This is a genomic window from Borrelia recurrentis A1, assembly GCF_000019705.1.
Classification (GTDB): Bacteria; Spirochaetota; Spirochaetia; order Borreliales; family Borreliaceae; genus Borrelia; species Borrelia duttonii.
In genome coordinates this window covers 813,703-834,440 of record NC_011244.1, presented here as the reverse complement: position 1 = coordinate 834,440, position 20,738 = coordinate 813,703, and the positions used below count along the sequence as shown (strand labels likewise).

The 20,738-nt window shown below is 25.5% G+C and carries 20 protein-coding genes and 1 tRNA gene; 16 read left to right on the top strand and 5 right to left on the bottom strand.

Going from position 1 to position 20,738, the window contains the following annotated elements; genetic code table 11:
* Positions 1–41: 41 nt before the first annotated feature.
* From BRE_RS03910 to BRE_RS03875, 8 genes are all read left to right on the top strand, one after another.
* The gene (locus BRE_RS03910) at positions 42–965 is read left to right on the top strand and encodes a divergent polysaccharide deacetylase family protein (RefSeq protein ID WP_012539151.1); all 924 of its coding nucleotides are present in this window, start codon (positions 42–44) and stop codon (positions 963–965) included.
* Entirely contained in the window at positions 934–1,950 is a 1,017-nt protein-coding gene (gene tsaD, locus BRE_RS03905; protein ID WP_012539150.1) for a tRNA (adenosine(37)-N6)-threonylcarbamoyltransferase complex transferase subunit TsaD, read from the top strand. The genes BRE_RS03910 and tsaD overlap by 32 nt, the downstream gene beginning before the upstream one ends.
* Positions 1,947–2,741, top strand: a complete 795-nt coding sequence (locus BRE_RS03900; protein WP_012539149.1) for a PfkB family carbohydrate kinase — start codon at positions 1,947–1,949, stop codon at positions 2,739–2,741. Before tsaD ends, BRE_RS03900 begins: the two co-directional genes overlap by 4 nt.
* A 141-nt stretch (positions 2,742–2,882) precedes the next feature.
* Positions 2,883–3,980 (top strand): undecaprenyldiphospho-muramoylpentapeptide beta-N-acetylglucosaminyltransferase, encoded by a 1,098-nt coding sequence (gene murG, locus BRE_RS03895; RefSeq protein WP_041178205.1) that lies wholly within the window; start codon positions 2,883–2,885, stop codon positions 3,978–3,980.
* On the top strand, positions 3,961–4,443 hold the full coding sequence (locus BRE_RS03890; RefSeq protein ID WP_041178161.1) for a CvpA family protein: 483 nt from the start codon (positions 3,961–3,963) through the stop codon (positions 4,441–4,443). The genes murG and BRE_RS03890 overlap by 20 nt, the downstream gene beginning before the upstream one ends.
* 17 nt (positions 4,444–4,460) lie before the next feature.
* Positions 4,461–5,504, top strand: coding sequence for a hypothetical protein (locus tag BRE_RS03885; RefSeq protein WP_012539146.1), 1,044 nt, complete (start codon positions 4,461–4,463; stop codon positions 5,502–5,504).
* Entirely contained in the window at positions 5,504–6,664 is a 1,161-nt protein-coding gene (locus BRE_RS03880; protein ID WP_012539145.1) for a two-component system sensor histidine kinase NtrB, read from the top strand. The genes BRE_RS03885 and BRE_RS03880 overlap by 1 nt, the downstream gene beginning before the upstream one ends.
* A complete protein-coding gene (locus BRE_RS03875; RefSeq protein ID WP_012539144.1) occupies positions 6,657–8,012 on the top strand; it encodes a sigma-54-dependent transcriptional regulator in 1,356 nt (451 codons plus the stop codon). Before BRE_RS03880 ends, BRE_RS03875 begins: the two co-directional genes overlap by 8 nt.
* 214 nt (positions 8,013–8,226) lie before the next feature.
* On the opposite strand, the gene BRE_RS03870 is transcribed toward BRE_RS03875, so the two are convergent.
* The gene (locus BRE_RS03870; protein WP_012539143.1) at positions 8,227–9,114 is read right to left on the bottom strand and encodes a LysM peptidoglycan-binding domain-containing M23 family metallopeptidase; all 888 of its coding nucleotides are present in this window, start codon (positions 9,112–9,114) and stop codon (positions 8,227–8,229) included.
* A gap of 100 nt (positions 9,115–9,214) precedes the next feature.
* On the opposite strand from BRE_RS03870, the gene BRE_RS03865 reads away from it, so the two are divergent.
* Both BRE_RS03865 and BRE_RS03860 read left to right on the top strand, forming a co-directional pair.
* Positions 9,215–9,544, top strand: a complete 330-nt coding sequence (locus BRE_RS03865; RefSeq protein WP_012539142.1) for a nucleoside triphosphate pyrophosphohydrolase family protein — start codon at positions 9,215–9,217, stop codon at positions 9,542–9,544.
* A 34-nt stretch (positions 9,545–9,578) separates the two neighbouring features.
* A complete protein-coding gene (locus BRE_RS03860) occupies positions 9,579–10,445 on the top strand; it encodes an undecaprenyl phosphate translocase family protein (protein ID WP_012539141.1) in 867 nt (288 codons plus the stop codon).
* Between the two features lie 2 nt (positions 10,446–10,447).
* Here the strand turns inward: BRE_RS03860 and BRE_RS03855 are convergent.
* The 3 genes from BRE_RS03855 to BRE_RS03845 form a co-directional block, all read right to left on the bottom strand.
* Positions 10,448–10,531: transfer RNA gene (locus tag BRE_RS03855), tRNA-Leu, on the bottom strand.
* A 58-nt stretch (positions 10,532–10,589) separates the two neighbouring features.
* A complete protein-coding gene (locus BRE_RS03850; protein WP_232212703.1) occupies positions 10,590–11,294 on the bottom strand; it encodes a hypothetical protein in 705 nt (234 codons plus the stop codon).
* Position 11,295: 1 nt separating this feature from the next.
* Positions 11,296–11,886 carry an ATP-dependent Clp protease proteolytic subunit gene (locus BRE_RS03845; RefSeq protein WP_012538494.1) on the bottom strand — a complete coding sequence of 197 codons (591 nt, stop codon included), beginning with the start codon at positions 11,884–11,886 and terminating at the stop codon, positions 11,296–11,298.
* A 150-nt stretch (positions 11,887–12,036) separates the two neighbouring features.
* On the opposite strand from BRE_RS03845, the gene BRE_RS03840 reads away from it, so the two are divergent.
* The 6 genes from BRE_RS03840 (at position 12,037) to BRE_RS03815 (ending at position 18,579) form a co-directional block, all read left to right on the top strand.
* The gene (locus tag BRE_RS03840; protein WP_012539139.1) at positions 12,037–13,116 is read left to right on the top strand and encodes an NAD(P)/FAD-dependent oxidoreductase; all 1,080 of its coding nucleotides are present in this window, start codon (positions 12,037–12,039) and stop codon (positions 13,114–13,116) included.
* Positions 13,117–13,421: 305 nt separating this feature from the next.
* Complete coding sequence (locus tag BRE_RS03835) at positions 13,422–14,381, top strand: ribonuclease Z (protein ID WP_012539138.1); 960 nt, start codon at positions 13,422–13,424, stop codon at positions 14,379–14,381.
* 21 nt (positions 14,382–14,402) lie between these two features.
* Complete coding sequence (locus BRE_RS03830) at positions 14,403–15,329, top strand: ABC transporter ATP-binding protein (protein ID WP_012538491.1); 927 nt, start codon at positions 14,403–14,405, stop codon at positions 15,327–15,329.
* Positions 15,326–16,060, top strand: a complete 735-nt coding sequence (locus tag BRE_RS03825; protein WP_012539137.1) for an ABC transporter permease — start codon at positions 15,326–15,328, stop codon at positions 16,058–16,060. Before BRE_RS03830 ends, BRE_RS03825 begins: the two co-directional genes overlap by 4 nt.
* 7 nt (positions 16,061–16,067) lie before the next feature.
* Positions 16,068–17,570, top strand: a complete 1,503-nt coding sequence (locus BRE_RS03820; protein ID WP_012539136.1) for a GldG family protein — start codon at positions 16,068–16,070, stop codon at positions 17,568–17,570.
* 13 nt (positions 17,571–17,583) lie between these two features.
* Positions 17,584–18,579: a DUF4340 domain-containing protein gene (locus tag BRE_RS03815; protein ID WP_041178204.1), complete on the top strand. Its 996-nt coding sequence runs from the start codon at positions 17,584–17,586 to the stop codon at positions 18,577–18,579.
* 509 nt (positions 18,580–19,088) lie between these two features.
* Here the strand turns inward: BRE_RS03815 and BRE_RS03805 are convergent.
* A complete protein-coding gene (locus BRE_RS03805) occupies positions 19,089–20,660 on the bottom strand; it encodes a hypothetical protein (RefSeq protein WP_012539134.1) in 1,572 nt (523 codons plus the stop codon).
* Positions 20,661–20,738 lie beyond the last annotated feature (78 nt).

Below are 20,738 nucleotides of genomic sequence, written 5' to 3'. Positions count from 1 at the left end.
TGACTTAGTCACATATTTAAATATAATAAGAATTTCTGAGAATGAATATTCAAAATATTTATGTTTTTATTAAAAGACATAAGTTACAAATTAAAGTATTGTTTATCATAATTACATCTTTTGCATCAATAAGTATATTGTTTTCTAGTTTTGTATATCTAAAATCCAATAACAATAAAATTAATTTAAAGTTAAAAGATAAATTGGCAAAACTTAAAAGACACAATTCAACAAAAACAAAACAAAAATTAAAACTCAACAATTCAAAGCCAGAATTTTATCTTATAATTGATGACGTTGGATATGATGAATTTATGTTAGACGAATTTATAAAAATTAATCTAAACATTAATTTTTCAATTATTCCCTTTTTACCAAAATCAATGGAATTTTATAACAAACTACAAAATAAAAATAAAATTATAATGATTCATTTCCCAATGCAATCAAAACATAAAAATTCAATAGAAAAATTTCATATCAATATCAATGATGATGAAATCACTATACGAACAAAAATTGAAACAACATTCAATACATATCCAAATGCAAAGATAATGAATAATCATATGGGAAGTCTTATTACCTCAAATGAAAACATTATGAAAATCATGTTAATAAAACTTAAAGAAAAAAATAAATATTTCTTTGACAGTCTAACTACTAAAGACAGCATATCTATACAAACTGGTAAAAGCATTGGAATCTTAGTAGAACAAAGAGATATATTCCTTGATAATAGAGATAATGAAAAATCTGTAATTAAAGCACTTGAACGAGCAAAACAAATAGCTAGAACAAAAGGAATTGTCAAAGTAATAGGACACATTTGGTCAAAAAACACCCTTAAAATACTTCAACAAGAATCAGAAAACTTAAAGAAAGAATTTGTATTTAAAAATTTAATAAACCTTTATCAAAGAGAGGAAAACAATGAAGGTACTTGGAATAGAAAGCTCATGTGATGATTGTTGTGCAGCTATAGTAGAAAATGGCAACACAATTTTAAGCAATATCAAACTTAGTCAAAAAGAACATAAAAAATATTATGGAATAGTACCAGAAATTGCCTCAAGACTACATACAGAATTTATTATGTATGTTTGTCAACAAGCCATAATAAGTGCTAAAATAAATATATCTGAAATAGATTTAATAGCAGTTACATCTCAACCTGGGCTTATTGGCTCTTTAATTGTTGGTGTAAACTTTGCCAAAGGACTGTCCATTGCCCTCAAAAAACCTCTAATTTGTATTGATCACATTCTAGGACATCTTTATGCACCCTTGCTGAATCACACAATAGAATATCCATTTCTATCATTAGTATTAAGTGGAGGTCACACAATACTTGCCAAACAAAATAATTTTGATGATATTGAAATACTTGGAAGAACACTCGATGATGCTTGTGGAGAAGCATTTGACAAAATAGCAAAACATTATAAGATGGGATTTCCTGGTGGCCCAAATATAGAAAAATTGGCTATAGACGGCAATCAATATGCATTTAATTTTCCAATTACAATTTTTGACAAAAAAGAAAATAGATATGACTTCTCATATTCGGGCCTCAAAACAGCATGCATACATCAACTTGAAAAATTTAAAAACAACAATGCCCAAATAACAAATAACAATATTGCTGCAAGTTTTCAAAGAGCAGCTTTTGAAAATTTAATAATTCCAATAAAAAGAGCAATAAAGGATACTAACATAAAAAAATTAATAATATCTGGAGGAGTAGCAAGCAACCTTTATTTAAGAGAAAAAATTAAAAACCTTGAAATAGAAACATACTATCCCCCAATTGACCTTTGTACAGACAACGCAGCAATGATTGCAGGAATTGGATATCTTATGTATTTAAAATATGGAGCAAGTTCCATTGAAACTAATGCAAACTCAAGAATAGAAAATTATAAATATACAAAAGGAGTAAAATTATGAAACGAGTATTAGCCATGCATGATATTTCAACCATAGGTAAAGCATCACTTACAATATGCATACCAGTAATATCATCATTTAATATTCAAGTTTGTCCACTAGTAACTTCTGTTCTCTCTGCAACAACAAATTACAAAGAATTCGAAATAATAGATTTAACAAATAAATTAAAAAAGTTTATACTATCCTGGAAAAATCAAAATGAAAATTTTGATATATTTTATAGTGGATTTCTTGGCAACAACAAACAACACAAAATAATAGAACAAATTCTAAAACTATTCAAATTTAAAAAAATAATAATTGATCCTGTTTTTGCAGACAATAACATGCTCTACCCTACTTTTGATTACAAAATAGTAAGTGGTTTTAGAGAAATAATAAAACATGCAGACATAATAACACCAAATATCACAGAATTAAAAATGTTAGCAAAAACTGAAAAAATTAGAAATAAAGATGAAATAATAAAAGCAACATCAAATCTTGAAATAAAAGGAACAATCATAGTTACAAGCATAGAAAAAGACAATCTCATAGGAACCGCTGCTTACAATACAAAAACAAAAGAATATTCGGAATTTTTTTTAGAAAAATTAGAACAAAATTTTAGTGGAACAGGAGACCTATTTACAAGCTTACTAATAGGATATCTTGAAACATATGAAATAGAATACGCATTAAAACAAGCAACTAAAGTCACTCACTCAATAATAAAACATTCTACTCTAAACAATAATTCGACAAAAAAAGACATTCAAATTGAATTTTTTTTAAAAAATAGTTTTTAACATATTGCAATAATAAAAATCATTTATTTTAGTCTAATAAATGATTTGTTATTTAAAAGAAAAAATGCAATATTTGCATTAAAATACATTATTAAATTAAAATAAAAAATATAGGAATTTAAACAATAAATGCAACAGTATATAAACACTAAGAAAAGGATTTTTTTTACAGGGGGGGGCACAGGAGGACATATTTTTCCAGGAATAGCAATAATTTCCAAATTAAAAGAATATGATACAAATATTGAATTTTTTTGGCTTGGAAAAAAAAATTCAATAGAAGAAAAACTTATTCAAGAATACGAATATATCAAATTTATTGCAATTCCGTCAGGGAAATTCAGAAGATATTTTTCTCTACAAAATTTCACTGATTTTTTCAAAGTAATATTTGGAATAATAAAAAGCTTTCTCATCATACAAAAATATAAACCACAAATCATATATGCAACTGGTGGTTTTGTATCAAGCCCTCCTATTATTGCAGCAAGTTTCCTTGGAGTAAAAAGTATAACTCACGAAATGGATCTTGATCCTGGACTTGCAACAAAAATTAACTCAAAATTCGCACACAAAATACATATAAGTTTTCAAGAAAGCACAAAATATTTTAAAAATAAAAACGTCTTATATACAGGATCACCAATAAGAAAAGAATTTTTAAATCCAAAATCAGATATAATCAAAAATTTGACTCAAAATACACAAAAACCCATAATTAGCATAATTGGGGGTTCCCTTGGAGCAGAAATTTTAAATAAATTAGTTATAAATATAAAAAACAAAATTGATGTCTATTTTATTCACCAATGTGGCAAAAATTTAGATCCAACTAGAGAAGACAATTATCTAAGAAAACAATTTTTTAATGCAGAAGAAATGGCAAGTATAATAAAATTTTCAGATATAATAATAAGCAGAGCTGGAGCTGGAGCCATTAAAGAATTTGCAAATGCCGGTGCATGCGTAATACTTGTTCCATTTATAAAGGGCTCACGAGGAGATCAAGTTAAAAATGCAAATTTATTAGAAAACCAAAATGCATGTTTAAAAATAGATGAAGATGACCTAAATGAAATTAAAATCATAAACTTGATAAAAGAAATTTTAAATAATAAAGAAAAATTTAATATAATAAAACAGAATATAAAAAAATTTCACAATCAAGATTCATCAAGTATAATATCCAATCTATTATTAAAGGAATTTGAGGACATCAATGCTAAACAATCCTTTTAAAATAACAGGCGTAGTTGACATATTAATAATAATAATTTTTACATCATTAGGCCTCAGAGGGTTTTTACGAGGTTTTATTAAAGAAATTACTGGATTTGTCGAAATTTTTACTTTAATATTTTTACTTTACAATAAAACTAATGATTTCAAGATATTAATATCGCCAATCCTTGATTTGTCATATATTCAAGCACTATTAGTATTTTTTCTAGTAATACACATAGGATTCTTAATTTTACAAGCATTAATTGAATCAATAATAAGTCATCTTAAATTACTATTTTTCAATAGAATACTTGGTCTTGTACTTGGCTTACTTGAAGCTTTTGGAATAATAGCAATTGTAGTATATATAATTCATGCTCAACAAATATTTAATCCTAACTATTTCTTAGAAGGAAGTAACTTTCTTGAATATCTCAATCCTGGAATAAATTACCTATTTAAAATATCAAAAACATAGCAAAGAGAAGTAAAAATATGAAAATATTACCTGAAATAGCTAAAACAATAATTAATGAATATAAAAAAGAAAATTTAGCAAATGCAATGCTTTTTTGGGGAGAAAGATTTTCTTTTAAAAAGACAACTGCAATTACACTAGCAAAAGAAATTCTAAATACAAAAAATTTAACAAATCCTAATTTAATTATTCTCTCAGATCTTAATGTAGTGGAAGCAAAAGCTTATCTCAGCTCAACATCAAACGAAGTTATAAATCGATATCTAGAATATGTTAAAAATATTATCTTTGCAAAATACAACTTTAGTAGTGACAAAAATTTAAAAAAAATAGAAACAAATATCAATTTTATTAATGATGTCTACTATAACAATCAATACAATGACACAACAAAAAAAGAACTTATTAATAAAATTGAAGAAATAATTAAAGAGATAAATTTTAACATTACAATTAAGGATGTTAGAAAAATTAAATACTGGGTACTATCTGAAAAAAACAAGATAAAAGTAATTTACATTAATACAATTGAAAACCTTAATTTTAATGTCTATAATGCATTATTAAAAATACTAGAAGAACCACCTCCAAATATCTATTTCATTTTAGCCACAAGGAATAAAAATAAAATTCCAAAAACAATTTTATCAAGACTTAGAATATACAAATTCAAAAAAGAAAACAGAGAATTTGAAATTAGTCTATTTCAGGAAACTTTTAAAAAAAATGACAAACTTACAATAGAAGAATATTTTAAATCATTTAATAGCGAAGAACATACCAAATTAAAAGAAGAAGTCAAAAAAATTTTAAATGTCATACAAGAAAAGCAAAGTATATTTAATCTAAGTTCAACTAATTTCATAAAAGACGACAACATATTCAGTCTATTTTTAGAAGAACTTACAAACCAACTTAGAAATGAATTTTTAAACCAAAATTTAGATATAAACACATACTTACAAAGATTAGAACATCTAAAATATATAATGAAATATAATCCTTACAATCAAAATAAAAAATTAATAATCGAAAATCTAATGTTACATTATGAGGATTAATGAGCAAATTTTTAAAAAAAACATTGACCAAATTAAATAAATTATCAAGTGACCAAAAACTTAAATTCATACAAGATATTTATAAAAAAATAGAAATATATGATGGTATTTTCGCATCTATTAATGAAGGCATTATGGTACTTGATAAAATCAACAACATAATTTATCTAAACAAAATGTTATTTCAAATTCTATCTATAAGCCCCAAATATAAATTAGAAACTCTTAAAGATATTTCAATTCCAACACTAACAAATCTCATAGAAGAACTAGCAACAAATGAAGATAAAATAATAGGATTTGAAGTACAAATTTCAACAAACATATATATCAAAATATCATTTATGCCATATGTAAGAGATCAAAAACTTGAAGGAAATATCATTTTAATTGAAGACATTAAAGATAAAAAACATAAAGAAGAACTCTTTAGAAGAGCTGAAGCTTTAGCTGCATTTACAAGACATGCAAGAAACATAGCACATGAAATTAAAAATCCTCTAGGAGCAATTGATATAAATTTACAACTCCTTAAAAAAGAAATAGATAAACAAAACATCAAAAGTACAAAAACAAATCATTACTTTAAAATAATTAAAGAAGAAATAAATAGAATGGACAAAACAGTAACAGATTTCTTATTAACAGTAAGACCAATAAAAATAATGCCACAAAAAAAAGATATTTCAGATATTATAAAAAGTGTATATAATTTATTAAATCCAGAATTAAAAAATAAAAATATTAAATTTATACTTAGTTTAAAAAAAGTAAGCTTTGTATTAATTGATGAAAAACTTATAAGACAAGTAATTATTAATATAGTAAAAAATGCAGAAGAAGCATTACTTGAATCAAATAAAAAAATAAAAAAAATAGAAATATCTATTCATGAAAATGAAAATAACATTTATGTTTCTATTAAAGATAATGCTAATGGAATAACAAACGAAACAAAAGACGATATATTTAAACCCCAATTCAGTACAAAAGAAAATGGAAGTGGTATAGGACTTACCATTTCCTATAAAATAGTGAAAGAACATGGTGGTGAAATTTTTGTAGAAAGTAAAGAAATGAAAGGAACATCTTTTACAATAACACTTCCAAAATTAAATAAAGACAAAATTTTAATTGAAGGATGTTTAGAAAATGAGTAAATTATTGGTAGCAGATGATGAAAAAAACATACGAGAAGGAATAGCAACTTATCTTGAAGAAGAGGGTTACTTTGTATTTACTGCTAGTGATGGCGAAGAAGCTCTTGAAACAATTCAAAATGAAAAAATCGATGCTATAATATCTGATCTTCGAATGCCTCAAATATCAGGAGAAGAATTATTAAAAATTGTAAAAGATAGAAATCTAAATATACCTTTTATCATTCTTACAGCACACGGCACTGTAGATTCAGCTGTTGATGCTATGCGAGAGGGTGCTTATGACTTTTTAACAAAACCTGTTGACCTTGAAAGACTATTATTAATCATCAAGCGAGCTTTAAAAAAAAGGAATGACAAAACACAACAAAATGTATTACAAAAAAACGTCATTATAAGAAAAAATTTAAGCTATTACGAAGAAATATTTGGAAAATCACTTATAATGCAAAAAATCTTAGAACTTGTAAAGAAAATTGCAAAATCAAAAGCATCTGTTCTAATAACTGGAGAAAGCGGTGTTGGAAAAGAAGTAATAGCAGATGCAATATTTGATTTATCAAATAGAAACGACAAACCTTTTATTAAAGTCAATTGTGCCGCACTATCTGAAAGCATACTTGAGAGTGAACTTTTTGGACATGAAAAAGGAGCATTCACAGGTGCAATTTTCCAAAAAAAAGGCAGATTTGAACTAGCAGATAAAGGAACCATATTTTTAGATGAAATAGTAGAAGTATCACCTGAAGTACAAGTAAAATTACTAAGAGTACTGCAAAATAAAACCTTTGAACGAGTAGGCGGAGAAACTACTATGCAAGTTGACATTAGGTTACTAACAGCAACAAATAAAAATATTGAAGAAGAAATTCAAAAAGGAAAATTTAGAGAAGATTTATTTTATAGACTTAATATAATAAATATAAATATTCCACCATTAAGAGAAAGAAAAGATGACATTCCAAATTTAACAAAAATACTAATTAAAGATGTTGCAAGTGAAAATAATAAAGAAGAAAAAAGTATTTCAAATGATGCACTAAAAGCTCTTTATGCATATGATTGGCCAGGGAATATCAGAGAATTAAAAAATGTACTTGAGAGTGCATTAATCCTATCTAAAGGGAAACAAATTGTTAAAGATGATCTACCCCCTAAAATTAAAAACAACACAAATCAATCATTTAATATAACACTACCAATAGGAATAAGCTTAAAAGAAGCAGAAAAAGAGATCATAAAACAAACACTTCTTCATTCCAAGAATAATAAAAGTAAATGTGCTGAAATACTTAAAATTGGAAGAAAAACTTTACACAATAAAATCACAGAATATAAAATACATTAACTATTAATAAATAATCAATATCAAACAATATAGCCATTATCTGATAGTGTATATTTTTTATACTAAAAAAATTCTAATAGTAAGAATAATATATCAAGTCGAAACATATTAAATAAATCTTTTAAATAAAGTGTAGCAAAAAATTACACCCTTATATTTAATTTATCTTAAAATATAACATAATAATAAACACAATTTAATAATACAATTATGTTTACTTTAAAATTGTTACAGGATTAATAGGAGCATCTCTCTTTAATATTTCAAAATGTAAATGAGGCCCTGTAGATCTACCAGTTTGTCCCACTTTACCAATAATATCTCCTGTTCTTAAAATATCCCCCCTTTTGACAACATAAGAATTAAGATGTCCATAAAGAGATTTAACATTATTTTTATGTTCAACAACAACAAAATTACCATAAACATTATTAAACCCAACTAAACCTACAACACCATAAGCTGAACAAAAAACTAAAGTGTTAATCGGCGCTGCAAGATCTATACCTGTATGAAAATTTTTAACACCAGTAAAAGGATCTGGTCTAAATCCAAAATCAGAACTTATGATAAATTTCTTTAAAGGAAAAATAAAATCAGAATTTAAAAAGAAAAGCATCTCTGTAGTTGAAAAAAAACTTAATTTTGGTTGTTCAATCGAATCAAAAAAATAAAACTCATAAATCTTATTATTCCTCTTAATTTTTACTTTCTCTGCTTTTTTTAAATCCCTTGTTGCTAAGAGTAAATTATTAAATCTATATTCCCTACTATTAAAGACAAAAAGACCTTTCTTACTGGGAAATAAAATTTCTTGTCCTACCTTTAAAACAGGAGAATCTAACATGTTAATTGTAGCAATACTAGCCTGCCAACCATTCAATTTATTCGCAATCCTAAAAAAAGTATCACCTTCCTTTACTCGATATAAATAAATAAACAAAGGAACATTTTCTCTTTTATTATATTTAACAATTTTTTTTCTCAGATCATAAAAAACAGGATCTTTATTTGAAAAACTTTTTATCTCAGGATAAGAATATATGTAATTAAATTGTACAACAAAAAATAGAGTTGCAAATAAAAAAATACATTTACTCATAATAGCTAAACCCCAATTAATATAATAAAACTTTTTAAAAAAAAAGAAATAATAAATAAACTTGTAAATAAATAAAAACTATATTAAACTAGTCTTAATTATGGAATTAAATGAATATCAAACAAAAGCTAAACAAACTGCAAAATATAAAAATAAAAAAGAAGAACTGATTTTAAGCACACTTGGCCTTGCTGGAGAAACAGGAGAAGTAGTAGAAAAAATAAAAAAATTAGGTCGAGATAAAGAATACGTCCTTGATGAGGAATATTTATTAGCAATAAAGAAAGAACTTGGTGACGTATTATGGTATATTTCAAATTTAAGTAATAACCTTGGAATAACACTTGAAGATGTTGCAATCACAAATCTAGAAAAGTTAAAAAAAAGACATAAAAACGGTACAATTAGTGGTGAGGGGGATGAGAGATAACAAACATCAAGTCTATGTAAATACATAAATTACGATGGGAATTTATATAAAAGGCCTCTTAATTGGTATCGCAAATATAATACCAGGCATTTCAGGAGGCACGATAGCCTTAATCACAGGAATATACTATAACATCATTTATTCGTCGACAAATCTTGTAAAACTAAAAAGAGTAAAAGAAAGCATAACTTTTTTGGGGAAATTATCACTCGGAATGTTAACCTCAACAACAATATTTGCAAAAATACTTAAAAAATATATTTTAGACAATGCAACAAAAGAAATGTATTTAAATATATTTTTTATAGGACTAATACTAGGGAGTATATTTACATTAAAAAAAGAGATTAATACAAATTCAACATTTAATATCAATACAAAAATTAATAAATACTTATTATTTATATCTGGCCTTTTAACTATACTATTTCTCTTAATCCTAAAGCATCATAATGTATCACTAAATCTGACAACAAATCAAGATAAAACATCAATTCAATACTATTTATTACTTGCCTGTTCAGGAATAATAGGTGGTTCTGCAATGATATTACCAGGTATCTCAGGTTCACTCATATTATTAAGTCTTGGAACTTATAAAGAAATAATCAACATAATAGCACAAATTAAAATAATACCATGTATCATATTTAGTACTTTTACAATAATAGGCATAGGAATCACAATAATAATAATTAAAAAAACAATAGAAAAATACTTAATTGATTTTCTCTATCTATCCATAGGACTAATTTCAGGAACAATTATACAAATGATATTTCTTACAACCAAACTACAAATAAAACTTAGTCTACAAATTTATGTCTTTTCAATTATCTTATTTATTGGCGGAATTTATATAAACAAGCTACTTAACAATAAAAATAATCCTAAAATTTGAAATACCGAAAACCGGACTTGAACCGGTACGGAGCTTCCTCCTCAGGATTTTAAGTCCTGTGTGTCTACCACTTCCACCATTTCGGCATCGGTAGTAATAATATAACAATGCAATAATGATGTCAAGAACTAAGAATTGCAAAACCTATTTAATTAAAATACTTTTTGGTAAGCCGCTCATATAAAAATTATTATACAAATAGCTTAAAACAACATACCTTAAAGAATGAATAGAAATTTGTGCTATAAAATTAGAATAAACCTTAGAACTAATGGCATTAATGATATAAAAAGGATTAATAGAATTATAAATTAAATTAAAAAAACCATTCTTAATAATCATATCTAACAAGATAAGTTCACTCTTATCTAAAATAAAAAGCAAATTTTCATACCTATAACTTAAATATTTAATTTGCTCATTAACAAGATCAATATCCAAATTATTAGCTATTTTCTCATCAAAATTAAAAATAACAATCCCATAATGCCGATCTTTAAACACAAAATCAACAACCACACCCAATCTACATGCATAAAATCCCTCTATTAAATCTAAAATTTGAATTTTAATTTTTTCTTTAGAAAGAATACTTATTGATAAAATATCATTTTGTCCAATAAAATATGCATTTTGAAAATCTCCAAATGCAACTTTATTATTAATAAGATCCAACTCCTCTTTATTCTTTAAATTTTTAACAATCACTAAATCAAAATCAAAAAAAGATAGATTATAAGCAATATCTACTAACGCATTAATTAAAATCAAATTTTTTTGGAAATTAATAACACTAAGTTCCAAAATACTAAAATCTCTTTTCGGAAAACTACAAGATAATACCAACAAACTAAGAAATAAATTTCTCAAGTTCAAGTCTAGTAGTAATAATCTGAAAGACAAGCCCATATTTTACTGCTGATTCGCTGTCTAACCAAAAATCCCTATCAGTATCTTTTTCAACTTTATTAAGCTCCTGGCCCGTCTCTTTTGCAATAATATCATTAAGTTCACTCTTAACTTTATTAAGCTCATTTGTATAAATTTCAATATCCGTAGCAACACCTTTAAAACCACTTAATGGTTGGTGCAATAAATATCTTGCATGTGGCAAAGAAAACCTACTCTTTGAATCTGCTGCTAAGAAAATCAAAGCACCAGCACTTGCAACAAGCCCAACTCCAATCGTAAAAACTTTGGGCCTTACAAAACGTATCATATTAAAAATAGCAAAACCAGCATCAATGTCACCACCTTCTGAATCAATATAAACAAATATTGGTTTTGTAGAATCTGATGCTTCTAAAAATAATATTTTTTCTTGAAACAACTTAGAAGTATCTTTATCAATTTCACCTGTAATAACTATTGATCTACTCTTTAATGCAAATTCTAATGATTTTTGTATTTCTGTTTGCACATTCATATCCTTAAAATCCATAAACTTACCTTTTAAACAATTATAATTAAATATATATAATTATAATTAAAAACAAAAGGTTTTTAAATCTCAACACACATATAAAAATAAATAGTATATTAAAATAAATAATTATTCAAAAAAATCAAATTTAACATAAAGGAAAATTAAATGGAATATGAATTTGCAATTATTGGTGGTGGGATTGCTGGAAGTACTTTAACTTATGAAATACTTCAAAGAAAAAAAAGTGTAATTTTATTTGATGATGGCATTCAAAAAGCAACAACAATAGCAGGAGGAGTTATTAACCCCATTATGGGAAGGAAAATGAATATTGCTTGGAGAGAATCTGAAATTTTTTTCTTTGCAATTCAATATTACAAAGAAATGGAAAAAAATATTCATTGCAATATTTTAAAAGAAATTCCTATTTTTAGACCATTTACCACAAAAACACAAAAAGAAGAATTACTTTTCAAAATAAATAATTATTCAAATATAGAAAAGTTTATTATCGAAATAAAAAATGACAAAATAAATGATTTCTGTAATGACAATGATGGAGGCATACTAATCAAGGGAGCAACAATTAACACAGAACTATACATAAACAATCTCAAAAAATACTTTATTAAATATCAAGCATATACAGAACAAGAAATAAATAATAAAAATCTTAAAATAGATGAAAATTTCTTTACAATAAACAAACTTAAATTTAAAAAACTAATATTTACAAAAGGATATAAAGAAAAAATTGAAGGGCTCTTTTCATATCTTCCATTTAAATTAGCAAAAGGAGAAATGCTTATAGTAGAAATTAAAGGTCTCAATCTAAAAGAAATATACAATAGACATGTATCACTAATACCTCTAGAAAATAGTAAATACTATCTTGGAGGAACTTATGAATGGAACACTTTAGATACAAACACAAATGAATGGGCAAAAAAAGAATTATTAAAAAAACTAGAAAAAATTACAAATCTAAATTATAAAGTAATAAAACATAAAGCACACATAAGACCTGCCACAATTGATAGAGAACCATTTCTTGGAGAACATCCACAATATAAAAATATATTCATCTTAAATGGATTTGGAACAAGAGGAATATCAATGGCACCATATTTATCTAAAAAAATCTTAGATTATATTGAAAACAAATCTAATTTACCAACTTATTACGATATTAAAAGATATGAAAACTTATATAATCATTCAAATAAAAAAGGTACTATCAAATAACCAATTAATTCGTATTAGAACTTTTATTAAAATAAATAATTTCTATTTGAAACATTTCTAAATTATCAAAAAAAATAATATAATGTTTGCAGTGTGTGCAAAATAAAACATAATAGTAAAAATAAAATATATCTATCTTTTATAAAATCAAATACTCAATATGTAATATCAAGGAGTATCTACTATTAAATTAAAAAATCATTTAAAAAAAATGCAAAATACCAATATAATCATGCACATTTTAAAAGCCAATTTTAACATGTATATCCATAATTTACTAAACAAAAAGAATTGGGAGATTATTTTTGAATTTTAATATTAATATTCTTGGCACAGGAGGCACAAGACCATTACACAACAGATATTTAACATCTGTTTTAATTGAATACCACGGAGAAAGTATTCTTTTTGACTGTGGAGAAGCTACACAAATGTCTCTTAGGAAACAAAAAATATCATGGCAAAAAATTAAAATGATTTGTATCACACATTTACACGCCGATCATATCACAGGACTACTTGGAATAGTAATGTTAATGGCACAAAGTGGTGATACAAGAAAAGAACCTTTAACCATTATTGGCCCTATAGGTATCAAAAAATATTTAGAAACAAATATTGAACTCTTAAGAGTACATAAAAATTATCAAATAATATATAAAGAAATAATAATTAATAAGACAGAACCTGTACTATATGAAGATAAAAGAAAAAGAATTGAATATATAAAACTTAAACATTCAATAGATTGTATTGGATATTTATTTATAGAAAAAGATAAACCTGGTAAATTTGACACACAAAAAGCAGAAAGCCTAAATATACCAAAAGGACCTATTAGAAAAAAACTACAAGAAGGATATGAAGTAATACTGAATGGAAGAAAAATAGTTCCTTCTGAAATATTAGGAGAAATAAAAAAAGGACTCAAATTTGCATATATTACAGATACGGCTTACTTTGAAGAATTAAGCACATACATTCAAAATTTCAATTTAGTAATTATTGAGAGTACATTTAAAGATGACTTAAAAGAAGAAGCTAAAAAAAAATTACATCTAACAGCAAAATTAGCAGCACAAATTACAAAAAAAGCAAAAGTATATCAAACTGGACTTATACATTTTAGTGAAAGATATACTTTAAATAAAGACCTATACGAATTATTAAATGAAGCACAACAAGAATATCCAAATGGAAACATATTCTTAGCAAAAGATGGTATGAAACTTAAAGCAAATAAAGATAAATTTATTATAAAATAATAATATCTAAGGAGATAACAAATGATCAATGTAAACAACATTACTAAAACATATGGTTCATTTACAGCTCTCTTAAATGTTAGCTTCAAAGTTAACGAAGGAGAAGTGCTTGGAATACTTGGCCCAAATGGAGCAGGAAAATCCACATTAATCAAAATTTTAACATCATTTCATTATCCAACTAAAGGCAATGTAAAAATCTTTGGAAAAGATATAACAAAAAATCCAAAAGAAATATTGCAAAATATAGGCTACATACCTGAAAAATTAGCTCTCTATCCTGAATTATCCGTTAAAGAATATTTAAACTTTATATCCGAAATTAAAGGTGTTACAAATCACAATAAAGAAATAGATAGAGTAATAAGCATTTTCAAACTTGAAAGTGTCAAAAATAAACTAATATCCACATTATCAAAAGGATTTAAACAAAGAGTAGGAATAGCTGGTGCTTTAATTAATAATCCCAAACTTGTAATACTAGATGAACCTACAAACGGACTTGACCCAAACCAAATTATCGAATTTAAAGACTTTTTAAAAGAACTTGCAAAAACCAGTACAATACTATTTTCATCTCACATTCTAAGTGAAGTTGAGTCAATATGCAAAAGAATCGTCATTATTAATAATGGACAAATTATTGCCGATGACACTAAAGCAAATATAGCCAAAAACAGACTTCAAGAATCTGAAATAGAGCTTATTATTTACAAAGATTCTGAAACAATCAAAGAACATTTCAATAACAATGATATATTTACATCAATTAAAATAGAAGAATTTGAAAAAGAAACCAATGTTTCATTAAAACTCAAACCCAATAAAACTGAAAGAGAACTTTTTAATTATATTACAAGTAAAGGAATAATACTTAAAGCAATGATTCCAAAACATGAAAGTCTAGAAAAAATATTTAGCAAATTAACAAAGGAGAGAAAAGAATGAAAATAGATCTAAGACAATCCTTAATTTTGTCAAAAAAAGAATTAAAAATTTTATTTGGAACGCCAACTGCATATGTTGTAATATTATTTTTCTTAATATTTGTAAACTTTTCTTTTATTTTCTTATCAGGATTTTTTATCAAAGACAACGCATCATTAATGTCTTATTTCTCATCAATGCCTATAATTTTAATGTTGGTTCTCCCAGCTCTAAGTATGGGAGTATTCTCAGAAGAATACAAAACGGGAAGTATTGAATTACTATATGCACTACCAATAAATCCACAAGAAATAGTACTTGGCAAATTTATTACACTTAAAATATTTACACTAATACTCTTTGCTCTTACATTGCCACTAACATTAATGACAATCTTCATGGGTGAATTTGATCTTGGTATAATATTCCTTCAATATTTAGGAATAATTCTTTATTCTTACTCAGTGCTCAGCATAGGAGTTTTTATATCTTCCATTACCAAAAGTCAAATAGTGTCTTACATATTAAGCGTTTTTGTTTTGGTCATAATAGTATTTTCAGGAAAGTTAGTAATGATATTTGGAAAAGACAATATATTTGGACAAATACTAAATTTTATCTCAATTAGTAATCATTTTGGTTACTTTAACATGGGAATATTAAACTTATCAGACTTAATTTACTTCAGCACGTTTACAATTACATTTTTAATACTAAGCGCATATAGCATAAAATTAAAAAAATGGAGATAGTTATTTTATGAAAAACAAACATCAAGAGATTCTAAATTTAACCTTAAACCTTATAATAATATTGCTAATCTTTTGTAATATATCTATTTTTACTTTCAAAATAGATCTTACTAAAAACAAAGCTTTTACGATTTCTCAAGTTACAAAAGATTTATTTTCAAATGCGAATGAAAAAATATATATTACTTATTATAATTCTGCAAGCCTTGGCAATTATTTTGCATTCCCGGAACAAATAAAAAATTTTTTAACAAGTTTTTCTGACGCTTCAAGAGGAAAAGTGATTTATAAAGACATAGATGCTGATAAAATAGCAACTCCATTAGAACAAATTGGAATTCCATCACAACAAATAGATTTAAGAGAAATTAATCAGCTCTCAATACTAAAAATATATTCAGGAATTGAAATCACATATGAAGGCAAACGTGAAGTACTTCCAATAGTAACAGAAATTAGCAATTTAGAATATGATCTTGCAAGCAGTCTGGACAAATTAATAAATAATACACAAAAAATATTAGGACTCGTATTTGGAGATGCAAATTTAAAAGCAACACATAAAAACTTTATAGAAATAATGCAAAAAGTTTTTAAAACAGAAGTTAAAGAAATAAATATAGAAAACGAACAATTACAAGATATTAATGGATTATTTATTATTGGCTCTAAAGACATAAATGAGAATACATTAAAAAAAATTGATGAGTTTATCGTCAATAATGGAAGAATATTAATAACTACAAGTAAAATTGATTATAATCCTCAAAACCCATATACAACAACTTCTACTCAATCTCCAATATTTAACCTAATTGAAAGTTATGGTATTAAATATAACGAAAATATTATACTTGACAAGAGATCACCAAGTCTTTTCTTAGGAGGCAATTTCCAAACTTATTATCCATGGATCTTGATTAATAAAAATAATATCATAGATTCTAATAATCCTTTACTTAAAAATTTTTACGATGCTATCATTCCTTGGAGTAATTCACTAAATCTTATAGAAACAAAAGAAAATAATGATGACATAAAATATTTACCCTTATTTACAAGTTCTAAAGAATCTTGGCAAGTCAACAACGAAGAAGTTGCAAACATAGCCATGTATTCATTTAATATACCTAAAACATTTGATAAAGAAAATCAACAAATTCTTGGATATTCAGTTGAAGGAAAAATTAAAAGTCTATATAAAGACATAAAATCTGCAAATTCAAAAATAGTTTTATTAGGTTCAAACATGATCTTTAGCGATTACATGTATAATGGTTCACCCTCTAATTTTGAATTTGCTGGACGAATTTCAGACTATTTAATGCAAAAAGAAGCTTTTTTTAACATTAAATCAAGAGAAGTACGCTCAAAACTCAAATTTATAAATTCTTCAAAAGAAATGTTAAACGCAAAATTTTCATTAATAGTCATAACTTTGGTTATACTACCTATAGCAATAATAATATTTGGACTTATTAGATTTACAAAAAAACGAAAAATCAACTAATGAAGGAGAACTTATGAATAATAAATACACATTGCTAGGAATTAAAGAGAACATAAAAATAGTAATAATCATAATATTAATATCCACATTTTTGTTAGGAATAATCTTCTCAAAGCAAAACCAAGTTACAAGACTTTTAGAAGAAAAATTATTTACAATTGACTTTAAAAAAACTGCAAAAATTGAAACAGCTCTTGAAGGAACAATTATAAAAGCAGGAACAGGTTGGGAACTTAAATACAACGATATAAAACTTCCAATTGATGAACAAAGGGTTAATTCTATGATTCAAAATCTAGAAAAACTCCAAAAAAATAAACTTGTAAGCAGAAATCCAAAAAAACATAAAGAACTGGGAATCAACGAAAATCCTGCTTTTAAATTTTATGACGAACAAAATAATTTGCTAACAGAAATATTTATTGGAAATCCAGGAGAAGGAGATTCACGATTATCTTATATCAAGGGAAGTGACGAGAATGTATATCTAACAAATAACATCTTCCTATCTTACAAAGGCAACTCTTACAACACATTTGCCGATACCAAACTCTTTAATGAAAATAATTCAAAAATAGAAAGTTTGTCCTTTAAAATAGCAAATAAATCAAAAAAATCTGAAGAAAATTCAATACAAAATGATTATCAAGTATATATTAAAGACGGCCTTTACTTTATCAATCAAAAAGTATTAAAACAAGAAAAACTTTTACAAATAATTCAAGAATTCACAACAGATGGCCTTGAGATAGATCAAAGTAAAATTAATAATTATAACCTACAATATAACATTGAAATACAATGGGACAATAAAAGTATCAGTAACATTGATGTTTATATTAACAAAGATGAAAAAAACAAAGATATCTTAATGAAAAGAGACAATGATATATATTATTATATTACCAATAGATGGTCATTCTTTGATGTCTTTAATTTAGAAAAAAAAATAGAACAAAAAGATAAAGAATCTACTGAAGATCATCTAGAACACAATGATCACAATTAATATCTCGATATAGTCGATATAAAATAAAGACAGAAAAACAAAAATATAAAAAGGACATTACAAAAAAATAAGAATATAAAATATAAAGTATCCTGCTCTTGGGTAGGATATTATAGTATACAACTAAACTTATAAAATCATCACTCAACTCAAAGTTAACTTTAACTTTTTTAATAAAAATACTATTTATTAAAAAAGTTGGTTCTAATTTATTGGATAATCTATAAATTGAATCATCTTTTGATTTATAAACTAACATACCATTAACCGATGATAATAAATAATAAGAATTCACTAAATCATTATCAAATAAAGTGTTAGAAAAATAATTTTCCAAATCTAAATCTTTAAAAAAATTCATATTATATGATTTCACATCATTGATTAAATCATCAAAATCAAAATCAATTTGATTTAAAAATTTATTAATAAAGTAAAAAAAAGTTAAAAACAAAAATAAAATTGAAGTTATAAAAAACAAAAAATAGTATCTAATTAAATAGATAATCCTACTCTCTTTCTAGTAAACGCTTAATCTTTTGTAAAATCTCATATTCTTTTTTAATTTTAAAATTATTACCCTTAGGTTTAAAAGAAAGTTCATTTTCTAAATTATCAATAAACTTAACTAACAACGCACGTTCTTCATCACTTAAATTAATCTGACTTAAATAATCATTATCATTAAACTTATTTATTATAGCCTCAACATCAGTAAAACTAAAATTACAAGAATTATAACCATCCCCGGTAGTCTCTTGTTCTTTTAAAAAAGATGCATTTAATTTTTCATCCTGTCCCACTTTTTCTTCTAAATCACCTGCATCATCGTAAAGATTTTTCTCTTCAAAATCTTTAATACAATTTTGTAAATCCACATAATTTAAATCCGCCTTTAACACATCTTCAAAATTATCAAATTTTTTCAAATTAGAAGAAACAACATTACTATTTTTATGCTCTACTGTTAAAGTAGAATCATGATCACTTTCTTGTAGCTTGCCATCATTAATCATGTCCAAGCTATTAACCTTATGATCAGTAATATCAACTAAACCATCTAATTCTTTATTACCTTCCTGAACTTCCACATCATTTGCATCTTGCAAATTTTGATCTAAAGACATAGCTTCATTTAAATTGGAATTTAAAGAATGCTGTTCATATTTACCCAAATTATCCTGCTCAAAAGATGCAATATCACTCTCTATATTTTTCATATCTGAAGTAACTTCATTTACACTGGAATTATCAATATAATCATCCTCACTATTCAACTCAACATTAGTAGGACTCTCATCAGTAAAAGAACTAGTCAAAACCTTATTATATTCATCCAAACTTGCAGCAGAAGCCTGATCACTACCATCATCATGAACAATATTATCCATCTTTAAAGAAGAAGATTCTTCTAATAAATCAATATTCTCAGACATTGCCAAATTAGATTTTAAGGATTCATCTTTTTCTGTTTCTGACAATTTATCTTGAACACTATATATATCATTATTGTATAAAGATAAATTATTATCGATATCTAAACTCTTACGATCATCCATCAAAATTTCTTTGGGTTCAGAATCATCCTCTACAGCATTACCATTATTATCATTATCAAAATTCTTCTTATTATCACTCGAAATTTCATTAAGCCCTTCAAGTAAAGCATCTAATTCTTCCTGAGCAAGCGAAACATTTGGCAAATTATTCTCTCGTTTTAGCACTTCACTAAATTCATTATCTCTAACAATAATGTCATCATGAGATTTCATAAAACTCATTGATTTTAAGCTAGAGTTATCAGAATTTTCAAGAAAATCCAAACTACGATCAAGTATTGTATTTTCAACTCTAGAAATACGTACCTCAACCTTTTTTAAATAATCAACCAACTCACCATGCCTTTGCTTTAAAGAAGAATCAAGTTTTAATAACTTTTCGTCCAATAGAACTTTAATATCATCAGAACGTATAGAAACAACTTGTGCATTAACTGAGTGCTGTAAAAACACACTATCCATATCAAAATCAACTTTTTTAGGGCCCTCTTTAATAAAGAAAGAATTCTTATGACTTATCATATTAAAAATTTTTCTCCAAATTTAGTTACACAAAGACAACATACTCATACTTTACAAGTATACAATTGCAATATAACA

Coding starts and splice junctions, on each gene's coding strand:
- BRE_RS03845 (WP_012538494.1), bottom strand. CDS start 11,886: ATGGATTTTAAGGATATGAATGTGCAAACAGAAATACAAAAATCATTA.
- BRE_RS03890 (WP_041178161.1), top strand. CDS start 3,961: ATGCTAAACAATCCTTTTAAAATAACAGGCGTAGTTGACATATTAATA.
- BRE_RS03830 (WP_012538491.1), top strand. CDS start 14,403: ATGATCAATGTAAACAACATTACTAAAACATATGGTTCATTTACAGCT.
- BRE_RS03880 (WP_012539145.1), top strand. CDS start 5,504: ATGAGCAAATTTTTAAAAAAAACATTGACCAAATTAAATAAATTATCA.
- BRE_RS03900 (WP_012539149.1), top strand. CDS start 1,947: ATGAAACGAGTATTAGCCATGCATGATATTTCAACCATAGGTAAAGCA.
- tsaD (WP_012539150.1), top strand. CDS start 934: ATGAAGGTACTTGGAATAGAAAGCTCATGTGATGATTGTTGTGCAGCT.
- BRE_RS03860 (WP_012539141.1), top strand. CDS start 9,579: ATGGGAATTTATATAAAAGGCCTCTTAATTGGTATCGCAAATATAATA.
- BRE_RS03825 (WP_012539137.1), top strand. CDS start 15,326: ATGAAAATAGATCTAAGACAATCCTTAATTTTGTCAAAAAAAGAATTA.
- BRE_RS03865 (WP_012539142.1), top strand. CDS start 9,215: ATGGAATTAAATGAATATCAAACAAAAGCTAAACAAACTGCAAAATAT.
- BRE_RS03870 (WP_012539143.1), bottom strand. CDS start 9,114: ATGAGTAAATGTATTTTTTTATTTGCAACTCTATTTTTTGTTGTACAA.
- BRE_RS03875 (WP_012539144.1), top strand. CDS start 6,657: ATGAGTAAATTATTGGTAGCAGATGATGAAAAAAACATACGAGAAGGA.
- BRE_RS03820 (WP_012539136.1), top strand. CDS start 16,068: ATGAAAAACAAACATCAAGAGATTCTAAATTTAACCTTAAACCTTATA.
- BRE_RS03840 (WP_012539139.1), top strand. CDS start 12,037: ATGGAATATGAATTTGCAATTATTGGTGGTGGGATTGCTGGAAGTACT.
- BRE_RS03805 (WP_012539134.1), bottom strand. CDS start 20,660: ATGATAAGTCATAAGAATTCTTTCTTTATTAAAGAGGGCCCTAAAAAA.
- BRE_RS03815 (WP_041178204.1), top strand. CDS start 17,584: ATGAATAATAAATACACATTGCTAGGAATTAAAGAGAACATAAAAATA.
- BRE_RS03885 (WP_012539146.1), top strand. CDS start 4,461: ATGAAAATATTACCTGAAATAGCTAAAACAATAATTAATGAATATAAA.
- BRE_RS03910 (WP_012539151.1), top strand. CDS start 42: ATGAATATTCAAAATATTTATGTTTTTATTAAAAGACATAAGTTACAA.